At 72.7% G+C, this 16,015-nt stretch carries 14 protein-coding genes; 7 read left to right on the top strand and 7 right to left on the bottom strand.

Annotated features, from left to right (window positions below):
• Positions 1 to 178: 178 nt before the first annotated feature.
• The gene (locus ACFY7C_RS12965) at positions 179 to 3,166 is read right to left on the bottom strand and encodes a bifunctional [glutamine synthetase] adenylyltransferase/[glutamine synthetase]-adenylyl-L-tyrosine phosphorylase (RefSeq protein WP_389648185.1); all 2,988 of its coding nucleotides are present in this window, start codon (positions 3,164 to 3,166) and stop codon (positions 179 to 181) included.
• Between the two features lie 178 nt (positions 3,167 to 3,344).
• Between ACFY7C_RS12965 and ACFY7C_RS12960 the strand changes: the two genes are divergently transcribed.
• A complete protein-coding gene (locus tag ACFY7C_RS12960) occupies positions 3,345 to 3,776 on the top strand; it encodes a VOC family protein (RefSeq protein ID WP_389648182.1) in 432 nt (143 codons plus the stop codon).
• Positions 3,777 to 3,779: 3 nt separating this feature from the next.
• On the opposite strand, the gene ACFY7C_RS12955 is transcribed toward ACFY7C_RS12960, so the two are convergent.
• Positions 3,780 to 4,283, bottom strand: a complete 504-nt coding sequence (locus tag ACFY7C_RS12955) for a GNAT family N-acetyltransferase (RefSeq protein ID WP_389648179.1) — start codon at positions 4,281 to 4,283, stop codon at positions 3,780 to 3,782.
• A gap of 74 nt (positions 4,284 to 4,357) precedes the next feature.
• Positions 4,358 to 5,719, bottom strand: a complete 1,362-nt coding sequence (locus ACFY7C_RS12950; RefSeq protein WP_389648176.1) for a glutamine synthetase family protein — start codon at positions 5,717 to 5,719, stop codon at positions 4,358 to 4,360.
• Positions 5,720 to 5,979: 260 nt separating this feature from the next.
• Here ACFY7C_RS12950 and ACFY7C_RS12945 point away from each other — a divergent pair, with 260 nt between their 5' ends.
• From ACFY7C_RS12945 to ACFY7C_RS12930, 4 genes are all read left to right on the top strand, one after another.
• Positions 5,980 to 6,318: a hypothetical protein gene (locus ACFY7C_RS12945; protein WP_389648173.1), complete on the top strand. Its 339-nt coding sequence runs from the start codon at positions 5,980 to 5,982 to the stop codon at positions 6,316 to 6,318.
• Between the two features lie 113 nt (positions 6,319 to 6,431).
• On the top strand, positions 6,432 to 7,109 hold the full coding sequence (locus tag ACFY7C_RS12940; protein WP_389648170.1) for a DUF3105 domain-containing protein: 678 nt from the start codon (positions 6,432 to 6,434) through the stop codon (positions 7,107 to 7,109).
• 2 nt (positions 7,110 to 7,111) lie between these two features.
• Positions 7,112 to 7,738, top strand: coding sequence for a DUF305 domain-containing protein (locus tag ACFY7C_RS12935; RefSeq protein ID WP_389649501.1), 627 nt, complete (start codon positions 7,112 to 7,114; stop codon positions 7,736 to 7,738).
• A 156-nt stretch (positions 7,739 to 7,894) separates the two neighbouring features.
• Positions 7,895 to 8,314, top strand: coding sequence for a CBS domain-containing protein (locus tag ACFY7C_RS12930; RefSeq protein ID WP_389648167.1), 420 nt, complete (start codon positions 7,895 to 7,897; stop codon positions 8,312 to 8,314).
• On the opposite strand, the gene ACFY7C_RS12925 is transcribed toward ACFY7C_RS12930, so the two are convergent.
• Positions 8,299 to 9,123 (bottom strand): alpha/beta fold hydrolase, encoded by an 825-nt coding sequence (locus ACFY7C_RS12925; protein ID WP_389648164.1) that lies wholly within the window; start codon positions 9,121 to 9,123, stop codon positions 8,299 to 8,301. The genes ACFY7C_RS12930 and ACFY7C_RS12925 overlap by 16 nt on opposite strands.
• A 247-nt stretch (positions 9,124 to 9,370) precedes the next feature.
• On the opposite strand from ACFY7C_RS12925, the gene ACFY7C_RS12920 reads away from it, so the two are divergent.
• On the top strand, positions 9,371 to 10,222 hold the full coding sequence (locus ACFY7C_RS12920; protein ID WP_389648161.1) for a DUF4190 domain-containing protein: 852 nt from the start codon (positions 9,371 to 9,373) through the stop codon (positions 10,220 to 10,222).
• Positions 10,223 to 10,323: 101 nt separating this feature from the next.
• Positions 10,324 to 12,087, top strand: a complete 1,764-nt coding sequence (locus ACFY7C_RS12915; protein WP_389648158.1) for an NAD+ synthase — start codon at positions 10,324 to 10,326, stop codon at positions 12,085 to 12,087.
• A 30-nt stretch (positions 12,088 to 12,117) separates the two neighbouring features.
• Here ACFY7C_RS12915 and ACFY7C_RS12910 read toward each other — a convergent pair whose 3' ends face one another.
• From ACFY7C_RS12910 to ACFY7C_RS12900, 3 genes are all read right to left on the bottom strand, one after another.
• Positions 12,118 to 13,290, bottom strand: coding sequence for an endonuclease/exonuclease/phosphatase family protein (locus ACFY7C_RS12910; protein WP_389648156.1), 1,173 nt, complete (start codon positions 13,288 to 13,290; stop codon positions 12,118 to 12,120).
• Between the two features lie 180 nt (positions 13,291 to 13,470).
• A complete protein-coding gene (locus ACFY7C_RS12905) occupies positions 13,471 to 14,196 on the bottom strand; it encodes a TetR/AcrR family transcriptional regulator (RefSeq protein ID WP_389649498.1) in 726 nt (241 codons plus the stop codon).
• 179 nt (positions 14,197 to 14,375) lie between these two features.
• Positions 14,376 to 15,968, bottom strand: a complete 1,593-nt coding sequence (locus ACFY7C_RS12900) for an MFS transporter (RefSeq protein ID WP_389648153.1) — start codon at positions 15,966 to 15,968, stop codon at positions 14,376 to 14,378.
• Positions 15,969 to 16,015 lie beyond the last annotated feature (47 nt).

Below are 16,015 nucleotides of genomic sequence, written 5' to 3'. Positions count from 1 at the left end.
TGGGCCCTCACCCCGCGCGTGGGCCGGCGCCCCGCCGCACGCTGCCGGGCGCCCGGACGGTGTCCTGCCGGAGTCGCGCGCCGTGCGGTGCCCCCGGGAGTTCGAACAGATCGACAAGGCCTGGGGGACGCTCCTGGAGCCGTACCTCGAACAGCAGTGAGCGGACGGTCCGGGCGGTTCACGCCCCGTAGAACAGCTCCTCCACCACCGCCCGCGCGCGGCGCGTGACGCGGCGGTAGTCGTCGACCATCTCACCGACGTGGCCGGGGGCGTACCCGAGATAGCGCCCCACCGCCGCCAGTTCGCGCGGCTCGGAGGGGAAGGTGTCGCCGGAGCGGCCGCGGACCAGCATCACCGCGTTGCGGACCCGGGTCGCCAGGACCCAGGCCTCGTCCAGGATCTGCGCCTCGTCCGTGCCGATGAGACCGGCCGCGTGGGCGGCGGCCAGGGCCTCGCGGGTGCGGGTGGTGCGCAGCCCCGGCTCGGCCCAGCCGTGGCGCATCTGGAGCAGCTGCACCGTCCACTCGACGTCGCTCAGCCCGCCCCGGCCCAGCTTGGCGTGGAGGGTCGGGTCGGCGCCGCGCGGCAGCCGTTCGGTCTCCATCCGGGCCTTCAGGCGGCGGATCTCGCGCACCGCGTCCTCGCCGAGCCCCTCCGCCGGGTAGCGCAGCGGGTCGACGAGCTCCATGAACCGCTCGCCGAGCTCGGTGTCCCCCGCCATCGGTTCGGCGCGCAGCAGCGCCTGGCTCTCCCAGACCAGCGACCAGCGCCGGTAGTAGGCCTCGTAGGACTTCAGGGTGCGCACCAGCGGGCCGTTCTTGCCCTCCGGGCGCAGATCGGCATCGATCAGCAACGGCGGGTCGGCGGTGGGCAGTTGGAGGAGGCGCCGCATCTCGGTGACGACCTGGTTCGCGACCCTGGCCGCCTCCTGCTCGTCGACGCCCTCGCGCGGCTCGTGCACGAACAGCACGTCCGCGTCGGAGCCGTAACCGAGTTCGTGCCCGCCGAAGCGGCCCATGCCGATCACCGCGAACCGGGTCGGCAGCTGCTCGCCCCACTCCGCCCGTACGGCCGCCCGCAGCGCGCCCGCGAGGGTGGCCGCGTTGAGGTCGGTGACCGCCTGCCCGACCCGGTCGACCAGGTCGCCGGGGTCGGAGGCGCGCGGGCTGTCCTCCGTGCCGTACGAGCCGATGAGGTCGGCCGCGGCGGTACGGAACAGCTCCCGGCGCCGCACTCCGCGGGCCGCCGCCACCGCCTGCTCGGCACCCTCCGCCCGGCCGACCGCGGCCAGCACCTCCTGCTCCAGGTGGTCCCGGCCGCGCGGTTTGAGACCCTCCGGGTCGCCGAGGATGGCCACCGCCTCGGGGGCCCGCAGCAGCAGGTCGGGGGCGAGCCGTCCGGCGGACAGGACCCGGGCCAGGTTCTCGGCGGCGGCGCCCTCGTCGCGGAGCAGCCGCAGGTACCAGGGGGTCTTGCCGAGCGCGTCGGACACCTTGCGGAAGCCGAGCAGGCCGGCGTCCGGGTCGGCGGAGTCGGCGAACCAGCCGAGCAGCACGGGCAGCAGCGTCCGCTGGATCGCGGCCTTGCGGCTGACCCCGGAGGACAGCGCCTCCAGGTGGCGCAGGGCGGCGGCGGGATCGGCGTAACCGAGCGCTTCGAGGCGCTGGCCGGCGGCCTTCGGGCTGAGCCGGATCTCGCCGGGGGCGAGCTGGGCGACCGCGTCGAGGAGCGGCCGGTAGAACAGCTTCTCGTGCAGCCGGCGCACCACGGCCGCGTGCCGCCGCCACTCGCGGCCGAGCTCGGCCACCGGGTCGGTGCGCAGACCGAGGGAGCGGCCGAGGCGGCGCAGGTCCTCCTCGCCCTCGGGGACGAGGTGGGTGCGGCGCAGCCGGTACAGCTGGATGCGGTGCTCCATGGCGCGCAGGAAGCGGTACGCGTCGTCGAGCTGGGCGGCGTCGGCGCGGCCGACGTAGCCGCCGGCGGCGAGGGCGGCGAGCGCGTCGAGGGTGCTGCCGCTGTGCAGGGTGCCGTCGCTGCGGCCGTGCACCAACTGCAGGAGCTGGACGGCGAATTCGACGTCCCTGAGGCCGCCGGGGCCGAGCTTCAGCTCGCGGTCGACATGGCCGGCGGGGATGTTGTCGACGACCCGGCGGCGCATCTTCTGCACGTCGGAGACGAAGTTCTCGCGCTCGGCCGCCTGCCAGACGAGCGGGGAGACGGCGTCGATGTACGCGGCGCCGAGCTCCGGGTCGCCGGCCACCGGCCGCGCCTTCAGCAGGGCCTGGAACTCCCAGGTCTTGGCCCAGCGCTGGTAGTAGGCGAGGTGGCTCGACAGGGTCCGGACGAGCGGGCCGTTGCGGCCCTCGGGGCGGAGGTTGGCGTCGACGGGCCAGATGGTGCCCTCGACGGTGGTCTCGGAGCAGATCCGCATGAGGTGGGAGGCGAGCCGGGTCGCGGCCTGGATCGCCTTGCCCTCGTCGGCGCCGTCCGCCGCCTCGCCCACGAAGATGACGTCGACGTCCGAGACGTAGTTCAGCTCGTTGCCGCCGCACTTGCCCATGGCGATGACGGCGAGCCGGCACAGGGCGGCGTCCTCGGGCGCGGCGGCCCGGGCGAGGGCGAGCGCGGCGCGCAGGGTGGCGGTGGCGAGGTCGGCCAGCTCGGCGGCGGTCTGGGCGACGTCGATGGTGCCGCAGACGTCGCGGGCGGCGATGGCGAGGAGGCAGCGGCGGTAGGCGACCCGCAGCGACACCGGGTCGGTCGCCTCGGCGAGCCCGCGCTCGAAGTCGGCGACGCCCGGGTGCAGATCGGCCGCCTCGTACGTGACGAGGGCCTGCCAGTCGCGGGGGTGGCGGGCCAGGTGGTCGGCGAGCGCCTCGGAGGTGCCGAGCACGCCGAGCAGCCGGTCGCGGAACGGCTTGGCGGAGAGCAGGGTGGTGGTCAGCGCCCGCCGCCCGTCCTCCGGCTGCGCCTCGACCAGCCGGACCAGGCCGCGCAGGGCGAGATCGGGGTCGGCGGTGGCGCCGAGGGCGTCCAGGAGGACGGAGTCGCCGCGCAGGGCGGCGAGCTCGGGCAGCTCCAGGAGCCGTTCGGCGGCCGACGGATCGGTGAACCCGTGCCGCAGCAGCCGGCTGAACGTGCTGCTCCTGCGTCCCGGCACCGTCATTCCGCCGCTCCCTCACCGGTCGTCTCCGTCCGGCGTCGAGCCTATCCGCCGAAGGGGCGGAGGGGCTCGCCGGGGAGCGCGGGCCCCGGCGCGATCCGCGGCCGGCACTCGGGCAGGTCGACGTCCCGTTCGGCGATCCGGCGGGCGCGGGTCCCGGACCGACGGCACAATCGACCGCATGAACTGGACACTGGAAGTGGTCCCCGTCCCCGTGAGCGACATGGACCGGGCCAAGGAGTTCTACGCCGACACGTGCGGCTTCAAGGTCGACCTCGACCAGGAGGTCGCCCCCGGCATGCGGATCATCCAGATCACCCCGCCGGGCTCGCGCTGCTCGATCGCCCTCCTCCACGGCATGCCGCCGTTCCCGGGCACGACGGACATGGCCCCCGGCACCCTGCACGGCCTTCAGGTCTGCGTCACCGACATCGAGGCGGCGCGCGAAAAGCTGGTCGAGGCGGGCGTCGACGTGTCGCCGGTGATGCACGTGGGCGAGTCGGGCTGGGAGGAGGGCAAGGGCGACACCTGGAACTCCTTCATGACCTTCGCCGACCCGGACGGCAACGGGTGGATGGTGCAGGAGGCCCCCTCGGAGCTGTCGGAGCGCTGACCCCTACGGGGCGAGCACGAGCCGGTAGTTCCGCACCCGCTCGTCCTCGCCCTCGTACGTCATCCCGGCCGCCTCCATCACGCGGTGGGACGGGACGTTGTCGAGGTCGGCGTCCCCCCGGACGGCCGTCGCCCCGGCCTCGCGGGCGCGGGCGATCAGGCCGCGCAGCGCCTCCGACGCGAAGCCCTGCCCGCGCGCCCCGGGCACGAGCCCGTACCCGACGGTGACGACCCCGTCCTCCCCAGGCGGCCCGTGGAACCCGATGCCGCCGACGGTCACACCGTCCGTCAGGCGGCGTATCTCGTACGGCCGGTAGACCCCCGGGTCACCCCGCTCGGCCACCCCGTTCAGAAAGCTCCCCACACCCCGCACGTCCCCGGGCCCGGGATACCCCTCGGCCCACCGGTCCTCCGGCCCGGGCGCCGCGTCGACGACGCGCCGGGCCTCGTCGACGGAGAGCGGATGCAGCAGGAGCCGGGCGGTCTCGATGATCTTCACGTCGTTCACGCGTGGAGTCTCGACCGGCCCACCGCGGGCCGCAACGGGTTTTGCCGGGAGGCCGCCACCGCCCCGCGCCGCGGTTACAGCACCGGAAGGTTTTTGCGGAGTTCGAAGGCGGTGACCTCGGAGCGGTACTCCTCCCACTCCTGCTTCTTGTTGCGCAGGAAGAAGTCGAAGACGTGCTCGCCCAGGGTCTCCGCGACCAGTTCGCTGCGCTCCATCAGGGCGATGGCCTCGCCGAGGTTCTGCGGGAGGGGCTCGATGCCCATGGCGCGGCGTTCGGCGTCGCTGAGGGCCCAGACGTCGTCGTCGGCGCCGGCCGGGAGTTCGTAGCCCTCCTCGATGCCCTTGAGGCCCGCGGCGAGGAGGACCGCGTAGGTCAGGTAGGGGTTGGCGCCGGAGTCGATGGAGCGGACCTCGACGCGGGAGGAGCCCATCTTGCCGGGCTTGTACATGGGGACGCGGATGAGGGCGGAGCGGTTGTTGTGGCCCCAGCAGATGTACGCGGGGGCCTCGCCGCCCGAGCCGGCGGTGCGGCCGGAGCCGCCCCAGATGCGCTTGTAGGAGTTGACCCACTGGTTGGTGACCGCCGCCGTCTCCGCCGCGTGCCGGAGCAGGCCCGCGATGAAGGAGCGGCCGACCTTGGAGAGCTGGTACTCGGCGCCGCTCTCGTAGAAGGCGTTGCGGTCGCCCTCGAAGAGGGAGAGGTGGGTGTGCATGCCCGAGCCGGGGAACTCGGAGAACGGCTTCGGCATGAAGGTGGCCTGCACGCCCTGCTCCAGCGCCACCTGCTTCATGACCAGGCGGAAGGTCATGATGTTGTCGGCGGTGGACAGCGCGTCCGCGTACCGCAGGTCGATCTCCTGCTGGCCGGGCGCGCCCTCGTGGTGGGAGAACTCCACCGAGATGCCCATCGACTCCAGCATGGTGATGGCCTGGCGGCGGAAGTCCATGCCCACGTTCTGCGGGGTGTGGTCGAAGTAGCCGGAGTTGTCGGCCGGGGTGGGCCGGGTGCCGTCCAGCGGCTTGTCCTTCAGCAGGAAGAACTCGATCTCGGGGTGGGTGTAGAAGGTGAAGCCGAGGTCCGAGGTCTTGGCGAGGGCGCGCTTGAGGACGTAGCGCGGGTCGGCGAAGGACGGGGAGCCGTCCGGCATCAGGATGTCGCAGAACATCCGGGCGGTGCCCGGGGCCTCCGCGCGCCACGGCAGGATCTGGAAGGTGCCCGGGTCCGGCTTGGCGATCATGTCGGACTCGTACACCCGGGCGAAGCCCTCGATCGCGGAGCCGTCGAAGCCGATGCCCTCGTCGAAGGCCTGCTCCAGCTCGGCGGGGGCGACGGCGACCGACTTCAGGAAACCGAGCACGTCGGTGAACCACAGACGCACGAAGCGGATGTCGCGCTCCTCGAGCGTACGGAGCACAAATTCCTGCTGCTTGTCCATTTCCACACCCATCCTCGCTGGTCAGGCCGCCTGCTCCCACCGCCTCGGGCACATCGGGGGGCACCTGAGCATCCCACCACATGGTTTCGTGCACGTTGCACACCCATAGTGCCTGCTCCGCTGTGACACAGGTAACGGGGGACGGGCCGATTCCTGCTACCCAGGAGTACCCCGTACGGGCCAAGGAACCCCTTCTGCCACTACGATCTCCGGCCATGGGGGGCCCACGGCTCGCACGCCTGTCCCGAGACTCGCGTCCCATGGCATTGGCGAGTGCCGTGGCGACGCTGCTCGGCGCGCTCTTCCTCTGTCTGGGGGTCGCCGACCCGGCGGAACGGGCCGAGCACCATCGGGCGGCCGCGCACACGGCGGAGGACGTCCGGCACGCGCAGTACGTGTGCCCGTACGGCGGTGGCGACTGCTCGCTCTTCCCCGCCCTCTCCCCCGCGGTGCTCAGCGCGCCCCCGCTCGATCCGCCGCTGCACGCTGACGGTCGGCTTCCGCGCCTCGAGGCGTCGCCCGCCGACGGCCGGGTCTTCCTCTCCGGCGCACAGCCGCGTGCGCCGGACCTGCACGTCCTTCAAGTCCTGCGGACGTGAGCGACGCGGCGCGTCCCCGTCGCGTACGTCTCCGTCCGCGCCTCTCGACCCGTTTCCAGACTTCCAGACTTCAGACTTTCTGAATTCCAGACTTCCAGAAGGACGACATCACCATGGCCGCGAACCGCTCCACCACCGCCGACCGCCGCGCCCGAATAGAGGAGATGCGCCGCGCCGAGCAGGCCCGCGAGCGCCGCACCCGGATCCTCACCGTCGGCGTCTCCGCCGTCGTCGTACTCGGCCTCGTCGGCTTCGGCGGCTGGGTCATCAACAAGGAGAACAAGGAGCAGGAGCAGCAGGAGGCCGCCGCCAAGGCCCCCATCCAGGGCGAGAAGTCCTGGGACGCCAAGAAGCTGGGCCGCAACCACGTCAACACGCCGGTGAAGTACGAGATGACCCCGCCGGTCGGCGGCGACCACCACCCGGTCTGGCAGAACTGCAACGGCGACGTCTACGACAAGCCGGTCAACGACACCAACGCGGTGCACTCCCTGGAGCACGGGGCCGTGTGGGTGACGTACAACAAGAAGGCCGGCGCCGCCGACCTGGACAAGCTGAAGAGCAAGGTCAAGAAGACCCCGTACTCGCTGATGAGCCCGGTCGAGGGCCAGTCCGGCGCCATCATGCTGAGCGCCTGGGGCAAGCAGGTGACCGTGGACAGCGCGACCGACCCGCGGGTCGACGCCTTCTTCACCAAGTACGTCAACGGTCCGCAGACCCCGGAGCCGGGCGCCGCCTGCACCGGTGGCGTCGGCGCCGAGGGCACGGGCGGCGCCGGGATGGGCCAGTGAGGCTGAACCGGACGCAGTGGGCGTCCGTCACCTCCGTGGTGCTCGCGCTGCTCTTCGCCGGGGGCGCGGTCACCGTCGCCTCGGCCGACCGCGACGAGGCCCCGAGGACGCCCACCACCGAGTCCGCGGACGCCGGCTTCGCCCGGGACATGGCCGTCCATCACCAGCAGGCCGTCGAGATGTCGTTCATCGTGCGCGACCGCACGCGGGACGAGGAGGTGCGCCGGCTGGCGTACGACATCGCCAACACCCAGGCCAACCAGCGCGGCATGATGCTGGGCTGGCTGGACATGTGGGGGCTGCCGAAGGTCCGGTCGGGCGTCCCGCCGATGACCTGGATGGGCATGGGCGGCCACGGCGACGAGACGGCCGGCGAGGACGGCGAGCTGATGCCGGGCATGGCGACCCGCGCCGAGATCGAGCAGCTGACCCGGGCCTCCGGCCGCGCGGCCGAGGTGCTCTATCTGAAGCTGATGACCGAGCACCACAAGGGCGGCATCCACATGGCCCAGGGCTGTGTGGAGCGCTGTGTGCCCGGTGTCGAGCGGGATCTCGCGCAGGGCATGGTCGACGCGCAGGAGTCCGAGATCAAGCTGATGGCCGACATGCTCAAGCAGCGCGGCGCCTGACGCGTCGGACCCGCCACGGCCCCCCGGCCCCCGTGACCCCCGCGGTCGACCTTCCCCGGTCGCACCGCTGGGGTCGCGGGGGCCGCGCCGTCACCACAGAATGAGGGGTGCTCGGGGACGTACGTACGACGACGTTCTACGAAAGGCACGCACCCCATGACCACGGCGAAGGACATCATGCACCCGGGGGCCCAGTGGATCCCGGCTCACGAGACGCTCGACCGCGCGGCCCAGCTGATGCGCAACCTCAACGTGGGCGCGCTGCCCATCGCCGACGAGAACGAACGGCTCTGCGGCATCCTCACCGACCGCGACATCGTGGTCGGCTGTGTCGCCATGGGTCACGACCCGGCCAAGCTCACCTGCGGTGAGATGGCCAAGGGCACGCCGCGCTGGATCGACGCCGGGGCGGATGTGAACGAGGTCCTGCGGGAGATGCAGGGCCACCAGATCCGCCGGCTGCCGGTCATCGAGAACAAGCGTCTCGTCGGCATGATCAGCGAGGCGGACCTGGCCCGGCAGCTCTCGGACGACCAGCTGAAGTCGTTCTGCGAGAGCGTCTACGCGGCTTCCTGAGCCTCCCTCAGGACCGCCCCGGCCACCAGGTCCGGGCGGTCCAGCATGACCAGATGGCCCGACGGTTCGGCCGCCTCGTAGCGGGCGCCGAGCCGCCGGGCCAGCGCGCGCTGGCGCCGCTCCCAGCGGGCGGAGCCGTCCGGGGCGGCGAGCACGGTGACGGGCAGGCCCGGCGGGAGCGGGGCGCGCTCGCGCAGGGCGAGGAGTTCGGCGGCCACGGCGCCGTAGCGGGCGTTCTCGTCGAGGGTGCCGCGCAGGACGCGTGAGGTGCGGTAGACACGGCGGACGAGGGCGGGCGGGGCCGGGTCCTGCCCCCGGGCCGACAGCCGCACCGTGAGTCCGCGCGCGGCCGGTCCCAGCGCCGCCGGGATCCCGGCGGCGGACAGGGCGAGGCCCAGCGCGCGGGCGAGCGGCGGGGCGGTGCGGGAGGCGCGGGGGCGCTCCTCCACGGAGGTGTCCAGGAGCACGAGGGCGGCCGCGCGGGCGGGGTGGCGGCGGGCGAAGGCCTCGGCGTGGAAGCCGGCGATCGAGTGCCCGACGACCGTGGCGGGCCCGGGCAGGCGCAGCGCGTCGAGGAGCGCGGCGATCCGGTCCGCCTCCCCGGCGGCGGTGGACGGCTCGGCGGCGGGGGCGGACAGGCCGTGGCCGGGGCGGTCGAAGCGGACGACGGTGCGGTGCGGGGCGAGCAGCGGGACGACCGGGTCCCAGTCGAACCAGCTCATGCCGAGCCCGGCGGCGAGGACGCAGACGGGTCCGCTGCCGTCGACGACGACGTGGTGGGCGACTCCTCCGAGCCGTACGAAGGTCATTCCGGCCTGCCTTCTCTGGACGCAGTGGGTCGAACGTCAGGACACGGCGGAGGGTTCCCGGGGCGGGCCCGGACCAGGGCCGATCACCTTCGCTCGGTCGCCGGCCACTGGACGTCGGATAACGATCGCACTCCGACCAAGAATTCCCTGGTCTCTACACATTCCATTCACTTAACGTCAGGAGCGATCTTGAGGGGGTCCGGCGGCCGTGCCGGTGTCCTCTCCCCCGTTCGACGAAGGACACCGCATGACCATGCCCAGCCACTCCCCCACGCCGCAGCCCTGGGGGCCGCCGGGGGTACCGGGCCCGCCGCAACCCCCGTTCCAGCAGCCCCGCAACGGGCTCGGCGTCACCGCGCTGGTCCTCGGCATCCTGGGCGCACTCTTCGGGATCATCCCGTTCCTCTTCTGGCTCGGCGCGATCCTGGGTGTGCTGGCGGTTGTCTTCGGCATCGTCGGCGCCGTCCGGGCCGGCCAGGGCATCGCGACGAACAGGGGGATGGCCGTCACCGGGGCCGTCCTGGGCGGTGTCGCCCTGGTCGCCGCGATCGTCTGGGTGATCGTCCTCGCCGTGGCGGTGCAGGACGTCGCCGACGACCTGGAGAAGGAGACCGGCGGCAAGGGCTCGGCGAGTTCCTCCGCCGCACCGGGCGGCGAAGGCACCGGCGAGCCGTCGGCCGAGCCGACCGAGAAGGCTCCCGCCGCCCTGAAGTTCGGCGACACCTTCACGTACGACGACGGGATCAAGGTCACCGTGTCCAAGCCCCGGTCCCACAAGCCCGACGGCTTCGCGGTGGGGCACGCCAAGGGCAACCGGGCCTTCCAGGTGACGATCACCGTCGTCAACGGCAGCGAGGAGACGCTCGACGTCACCGCCGCCCTGCCGGACGCGAGCGACGCCCAGGGCGCAGCCGCCGAGACGGTCTTCGACGGCAGCGACGCCACCAAGCCCTTCAACGGCAAGGTGCTGCCCGGCAAGCAGGCCAAGGCCGAGTACACCTTCTCGATGCCCGCCGCCGCGGCCGGGGAACTGCAGATCGAGCTCTCCCCGACGGTCCTGGAACACGAGCCGCAGATCTGGACCGGCCCCACGAAGTAGCCGCCCTCGCTCGGCCGGCGGCGGTCCACGGCCGCCCGCTCGCCCGGGTCGATCGCGCGTTCCTCAGGACATAGCGTCGAATTGACGATTAGACTGGGGGCGTGCCTCAACTACGCCTCGCTCTGAATCAGATCGACTCGACCGTCGGCGATCTCGCCGGGAACGCCGAGGCCGTCGTCCACTGGACCCGGCACGCCGCCGAGCAGGGCGCGCACCTCGTCGCGTTCCCCGAGATGGCGCTGACCGGCTATCCCGTCGAGGACCTGGCGCTGCGCTCCTCCTTCGTCGAGGCCTCGCGGGCCGCCCTGCGGGCGCTCGGGCGGCGGCTCGCCGACGAGGGGCTCGGCGAGCTGCCCGTGGTCGTCGGCTACCTGGACCGCTCCGAGCGGGCCGAGCCCCGGCTCGGCCGGCCCGCCGGGTCGCCGGAGAACGCGGCGGCGGTGCTGTACCGGGGCGAGGTGGTGCTGCGGTTCGCCAAGCACCACCTGCCCAACTACGGGGTCTTCGACGAGTACCGCTACTTCGTCCAGGGCGACACCCTGCCCGTCGTCCGCCTCCACGGCGTCGACGTGGCCCTCGCCATCTGCGAGGACCTGTGGCAGGAGGGGGGCAGGGTCCCGGCGGCCCGCGCCGCCCGGGCGGGGCTGCTGCTGTCCGTCAACGCCTCCCCGTACGAGCGGAACAAGGACGACACCCGTCTCGAACTGGTCCGCAAGCGGGCCCAGGAGGCCGGCTGCACCACCGCGTACCTGGCGATGACCGGCGGTCAGGACGAGCTGGTCTTCGACGGCGACTCGATCGTCGTCGACGGGTCCGGGGAGGTGATCGCGCGCGCCCCGCAGTTCTCCGAGGGCTGCGTGGTCCTCGACCTGGAGCTTCCGGCGGCCGATCCGGACGCGCCGGAGAGCGGCGCCGTCGTCGACGACGGCCTGCGGATCGACCGCGCCGTGCTGTCCGAGGAGCCGCTGCCCGCCTACGAACCCCAGGTGACGGGCGGTCAGGCGGACCGGCTCGACGACGACGAGGAGGTGTACTCGGCCCTCGTCGTCGGCCTGCGCGCGTACGTGAACAAGAACGGCTTCCGCTCGGTCCTGGTCGGCCTGTCCGGCGGCATCGACTCGGCCCTCGTCGCCTCGATCGCCTGCGACGCGCTCGGTGCGGACCACGTGTACGGCGTGTCGATGCCGTCGAAGTACTCCTCGGAGCACTCGCGCGCGGACGCCGCCGAACTGGCCCGCCGCACCGGACTCCACTTCCGTACGGTGCCGATCGAGCCGATGTTCGACGCCTACATGGGGGCGCTCGGCCTCACCGGCCTCGCCGAGGAGAACCTCCAGTCGCGGCTGCGCGGCACCCTCCTCATGGCCCTGTCCAACCAGGAGGGCCACATCGTCCTCGCGCCCGGCAACAAGTCGGAGCTGGCGGTGGGCTATTCGACCCTGTACGGCGACTCCGTCGGCGCGTACGGCCCGATCAAGGACGTCTACAAGTCCGTTGTCTTCCGCCTCGCCCGCTGGCGCAACCGCGCCGCCGAGGAGCGCGGCCAGACCCCGCCGATCCCCGAGAACACCCTCACCAAGCCGCCGAGCGCCGAACTCCGCCCGGGCCAGGTCGACACGGACTCCCTCCCGGACTACGACCTGCTCGACCGGATCCTGGAGCTCTACGTCGACCGCGACCACGGCCGGGACGAGATCGTGGCGGCGGGCTTCGACGAGGACCTGGTGACCAGCACCCTGCGCCTGGTCGACACGGCGGAGTACAAGCGCCGCCAGTACCCGCCGGGCACGAAGATCTCCGCCAAGGGCTTCGGCAAGGACCGCCGCCTGCCCATCACCAACCGCTGGCGCGAGGCCCGCCCCTGACGGTGAGGGGCGGAAACCCCTGGGCATTCCCTAGAACTTGAGACGGGCGGCCACCGGAAGGTGGTCGCTCTTCGTCTCCGGGAGGGTCCAGGAGGACAGCGGCTCGACGTTGCGGACCAGGATCTGGTCGATGCGGGCCATCGGGAAGGACGCCGGCCAGCTGAAGCCGAAGCCGTCGCCCGCCGCGCCCTGGGTGGAGCGCAGCTGGGACGTGACGGCGTTGAGGGCGCGGTCGTTCATGGTGCCGTTGAGGTCGCCGAGGAGCACGATCCGGTCGTGCGGGTCGCGCGCGATGGCCTCGCCGAGGGCGTTGGCGCTGTTGTCGCGCTGGTTGGCGGTGAAGCCGGCGTTCAGCTTGACCCGTACGGAGGGCAGGTGGGCGACGTAGACGGCGACCTCGCCCGCCGGGGCGGCGACGGTGGCGCGCATCGCGCGGGTCCAGCCGAGGCGGATGTCGACCGGCTGGGCGTCGCGCAGCGGGTACTTGCTCCACAGGCCGACCGTGCCCTGGGCGGAGTGGTAGCGGTACGTGTCGGCGAGGGCCTTCTCGTAGACCGGGACCATGTCGCCCTTGAGCTCCTCCAGGGCCACCACGTCGGCGCCGGACGCGGCGATCTGACGGGCCGTGCCCTCGGGGTCGGGATTGTCGGCGTTCACGTTGTGGGTCACGACGGTGAGGTCGCCGCCGGGCTGCGACTTGTCGACGACGAGCCCGCCGAAGAGGTTGAGCCAGACCACGGCCGGCAGCACCAGCGCCACCAGCGCGGTGGCGGAGCGCCTCAGCAGGGCGAGGACGAACAGCACCGGCACCAGGAGGCCGAACCAGGGCAGGAAGGTCTCGGTCAGGCTGCCGAGGTTGCCGATCCGGTTGGGGATGTCGGAGTGAAGCACCATCACGAGGGCGAGCACGACGGCGCCGAGGGCGAGGAGCACGCCCCGTCGCCAGATGCCGCGGTCGCCGCGCAGCCGGGCCAGCCGGGCGCCGAGACCGGAACCGGCGGTGCCGCGGCCGGTGTTGCCGGGGCCCGCGCCTGCTCCGGTCGTGCCCGTGGTGCCCGCGCCTGCGATACCGGGGCCTGAGGTGCCGGGGCCTGGGGTGCCGGGGCCGAAGCGGGAGCCGAAGCGGGAGCCGGCCCGGGAGGCGGAGCCCTCGTCGTCCGGCGTTCCGCCGTTCTCGGTCCCCGTCATGTCCACCCGCGCCATCACACTCGTCCTCACTGCCTTGCTCTGCGACCCGGAGTCGACCCTAGGCGATTCCGGTTCGGTCGTACTCCTCGAGGGACGACACCCGGGCGTGGCGGGTTCCTGCGAGCTGCGCGGGGCGTACGGCTGTGACAGAACGCGCACATTCGTACGAGCGCGCCCGGACTGTCCTCCGGCCGGTCAGTCGTGCGGCCGTACGCCGTCCAGGACGGCGTCGACGACCCGCTCGGCCAGGTCGTCGTCGAGCGGGGCGCCGGGGCGGATGGTGGTGCGCAGGATCATGGGGCCGGTGAAGAGGTCGTTGACCAGCTCGGCGTCGAGGTCGGAGCGGATCTCGCCGAGCTCCATGCCGCGCAGCACGAGGTCGAGGCCGAGGCGGCGGCGGGGCTCGATGACCGTGTGGTGATAGGTGTCCCACAGCCTGGGGTACTGCTGCATCTGCGAGAACACGTTGTGCAGCAGCGCCGAATTCCGTTTGGCGAGTCCTCGCCGCCGGATCGACTCCATGAGGGCGACGAGGTCGTCGCGGACCGAGACGCCGGGCAGCACCGGGTCCGGGGCCTCGACGGAGCGCAGCAGGTCGACGAAGAGCTCCTCCTTGCCCGGCCAGCGGCGGTAGATCGTGGCCTTGCCGACTCCGGCGGTGCGGGCGATCTTCTCGATGGAGACCTCGGCCAGCGGCATCCCGCTCTCCAGGAGCCCGATCGCCGCCTCGAAGATCGCCTGCTCCGCCGCCTCGCTCCGGGGCCGCCCCCGCCGCGCGGCGCACCCGCCCGCGCCGCCGGCACCGGGAGTAACGCCGGAACCGCCCGTACCGCTGGCACCACCCGTAACGGCCGCACCGCCCGCGCCGCCGGAACCACCCGTAACACCCGCACCGCCCGTGCCGCCGGAACCGCCCGTAATGCCCGCACCACCCGTAACACCGGCAGCGCCCGTACCGTCGGAACCGCCCGCCTCCGGTCCGGGCGGGTCGGCCGCCCCGGTCGTCCCCGACCCGCCGTTCTCCTGCGACACGTCCGTTCCGCCTCTCATACCGCCCGTGGTGCCCCTGGGGTTGTCCGTCGACCGCACCGCCTGCTCCGCTACTTCGGAACCGATTCTCCCGCTTCGGCGCGGCTGCCCGGGACGCCCGCGCCCGGCGCCGCGGCCTGTCCGGGGGCCGGGGCGGCCGTGGCCCGGCCGGGCAGGAAGAGGGCGACGACGACCGCGCCGAGGACGGCGACGGCGGCCGAGCCGATGGCGGTGACGTGCATGGCGTCGACGAAGGCGTCGTACGCGGGGGCGATCAGGCCCTGACCGGCCGGGCCGAGCTTCTCGGCGACGGCCAGGGTCGCCTCGATGGACTCGCCGGCCGTGTCGCGCAGGCCGGCCGGGACGGAGCCGAGGTGGCCCTCGATCTCGCCGCGGTAGGTGGAGGACAGCACGGAGCCGAGTACGGCCACCCCGAGCGCGCCGCCGACCTGCCGGAAGGTGTTGTTGACGGCCGAGCCGGAGCCGGCCTTCTCACGGGGCAGCGCCTGCATGATGGCGACGGTGACCGGCGGCATGATGTGCGCCATGCCCGCGCCCTGGAGGAAGAAGACGACCTCCATCCACCAGACCGGGGTGTCCGCGTCGAAGAGGGCGAAGGCGCCGAGGCCCACGGCCACGGCCAGCATGCCCGCCGTGCAGACGATCCGCGCGCCGAAGCGCTCCACGACGAGCCGGGCCCGCGGCGCGAAGGCCATCTGGGCGACGGCGAGCGGCAGGATCAGCAGGCCGGACTCCAGCGCGGTGTAGCCGCGGACGCTCTGCAGGTAGAAGGCCGAGAAGAAGGTCACGCCCATGAGGGCGAAGAAGACCAGCGCGACGGCGGCGACGGCGGCCGAGAAGGCGGGCTTGCGGAAGTACGAGATGTCGAGCGCCGGGTGGGCGGTCCGCTTCTCGTAGAGGACGAAGGCGACGAGGACCGCGAGGCCGGCGAGGGACGGGAGCAGGACGGTGACGTCGGTGAAGGAGGCGAGCTCGCCGCCGCGGATGATGCCGTACACGAGCAGGACCAGGCCGAGGACGGAGAGCAGCACGCCGGGCAGGTCGATGCGGCCGGGCGCGGGGTCCTTGGACTCGGGGACCAGCCAGGCCATGAGGGCGAGGGCGAGCAGCACCACGGGCACGTTGATGAGGAAGATCGAGCCCCACCAGAAGTGCTCCAGGAGGAGGCCGCCGGTGATGGGGCCGATGGCGATGGCGAGGCCGACGCTGCCGGCCCAGATGCCGATGGCCTTGGGCTGCTCGTCGCGCTCGAAGACGTTCATGAGCACGGCGAGGGTGGCGGGCATGACGAAGGCGGCGCCGAGGCCCATCACCGCGCGGTAGGCGATGAGCTCGCCGGGGGTGGTGGACAGGGCGGCGAGCGCGGAGCCGATGCCGAAGACGGTGATGCCGAAGAGCAGTGACCGCTTGCGGCCGAGCCGGTCGCCGAGGAGGCCGGAGGCGAAGAGGAGCCCGGCGAAGACCAGCGTGTAGGAGTTGATGGCCCACTCCAGCTCGCTCTGGGTGGCTGCGATGCCGGTGGGAGCGGGGCTGGCGATCGTCTTGACCGCCACGTTGAGGATCGAGTTGTCGAGGACGACGATCAGCAGGCTGAGCATGAGCACGGCGAGGATCGCCCAGCGGCGGCGGTGTGACTGAGACATGCCTCCACCGTAGAGCCATTTCGATACGAGACCGTCTCGTATTGAAA

The sequence above is a fragment of the Streptomyces sp. NPDC012769 genome, from assembly GCF_042901205.1.
Taxonomy (GTDB): Bacteria; Actinomycetota; Actinomycetes; order Streptomycetales; family Streptomycetaceae; genus Streptomyces.
The sequence above is the reverse complement of the archived record's forward strand: the minus strand, read 5'-3'. Positions and strand labels throughout refer to the sequence as shown.

Excerpts from the sequence above, each read along its gene's own strand:
- ACFY7C_RS12965 (WP_389648185.1), bottom strand. The coding sequence starts at position 3,166 with ATGACGGTGCCGGGACGCAGGAGCAGCACGTTCAGCCGGCTGCTGCGG.
- ACFY7C_RS12960 (WP_389648182.1), top strand. The coding sequence starts at position 3,345 with ATGAACTGGACACTGGAAGTGGTCCCCGTCCCCGTGAGCGACATGGAC.
- ACFY7C_RS12950 (WP_389648176.1), bottom strand. The coding sequence starts at position 5,719 with ATGGACAAGCAGCAGGAATTTGTGCTCCGTACGCTCGAGGAGCGCGAC.
- ACFY7C_RS12945 (WP_389648173.1), top strand. The coding sequence starts at position 5,980 with ATGGCATTGGCGAGTGCCGTGGCGACGCTGCTCGGCGCGCTCTTCCTC.
- ACFY7C_RS12940 (WP_389648170.1), top strand. The coding sequence starts at position 6,432 with ATGGCCGCGAACCGCTCCACCACCGCCGACCGCCGCGCCCGAATAGAG.
- ACFY7C_RS12930 (WP_389648167.1), top strand. The coding sequence starts at position 7,895 with ATGACCACGGCGAAGGACATCATGCACCCGGGGGCCCAGTGGATCCCG.
- ACFY7C_RS12925 (WP_389648164.1), bottom strand. The coding sequence starts at position 9,123 with ATGACCTTCGTACGGCTCGGAGGAGTCGCCCACCACGTCGTCGTCGAC.
- ACFY7C_RS12920 (WP_389648161.1), top strand. The coding sequence starts at position 9,371 with ATGACCATGCCCAGCCACTCCCCCACGCCGCAGCCCTGGGGGCCGCCG.
- ACFY7C_RS12910 (WP_389648156.1), bottom strand. The coding sequence starts at position 13,290 with ATGGCGCGGGTGGACATGACGGGGACCGAGAACGGCGGAACGCCGGAC.
- ACFY7C_RS12900 (WP_389648153.1), bottom strand. The coding sequence starts at position 15,968 with ATGTCTCAGTCACACCGCCGCCGCTGGGCGATCCTCGCCGTGCTCATG.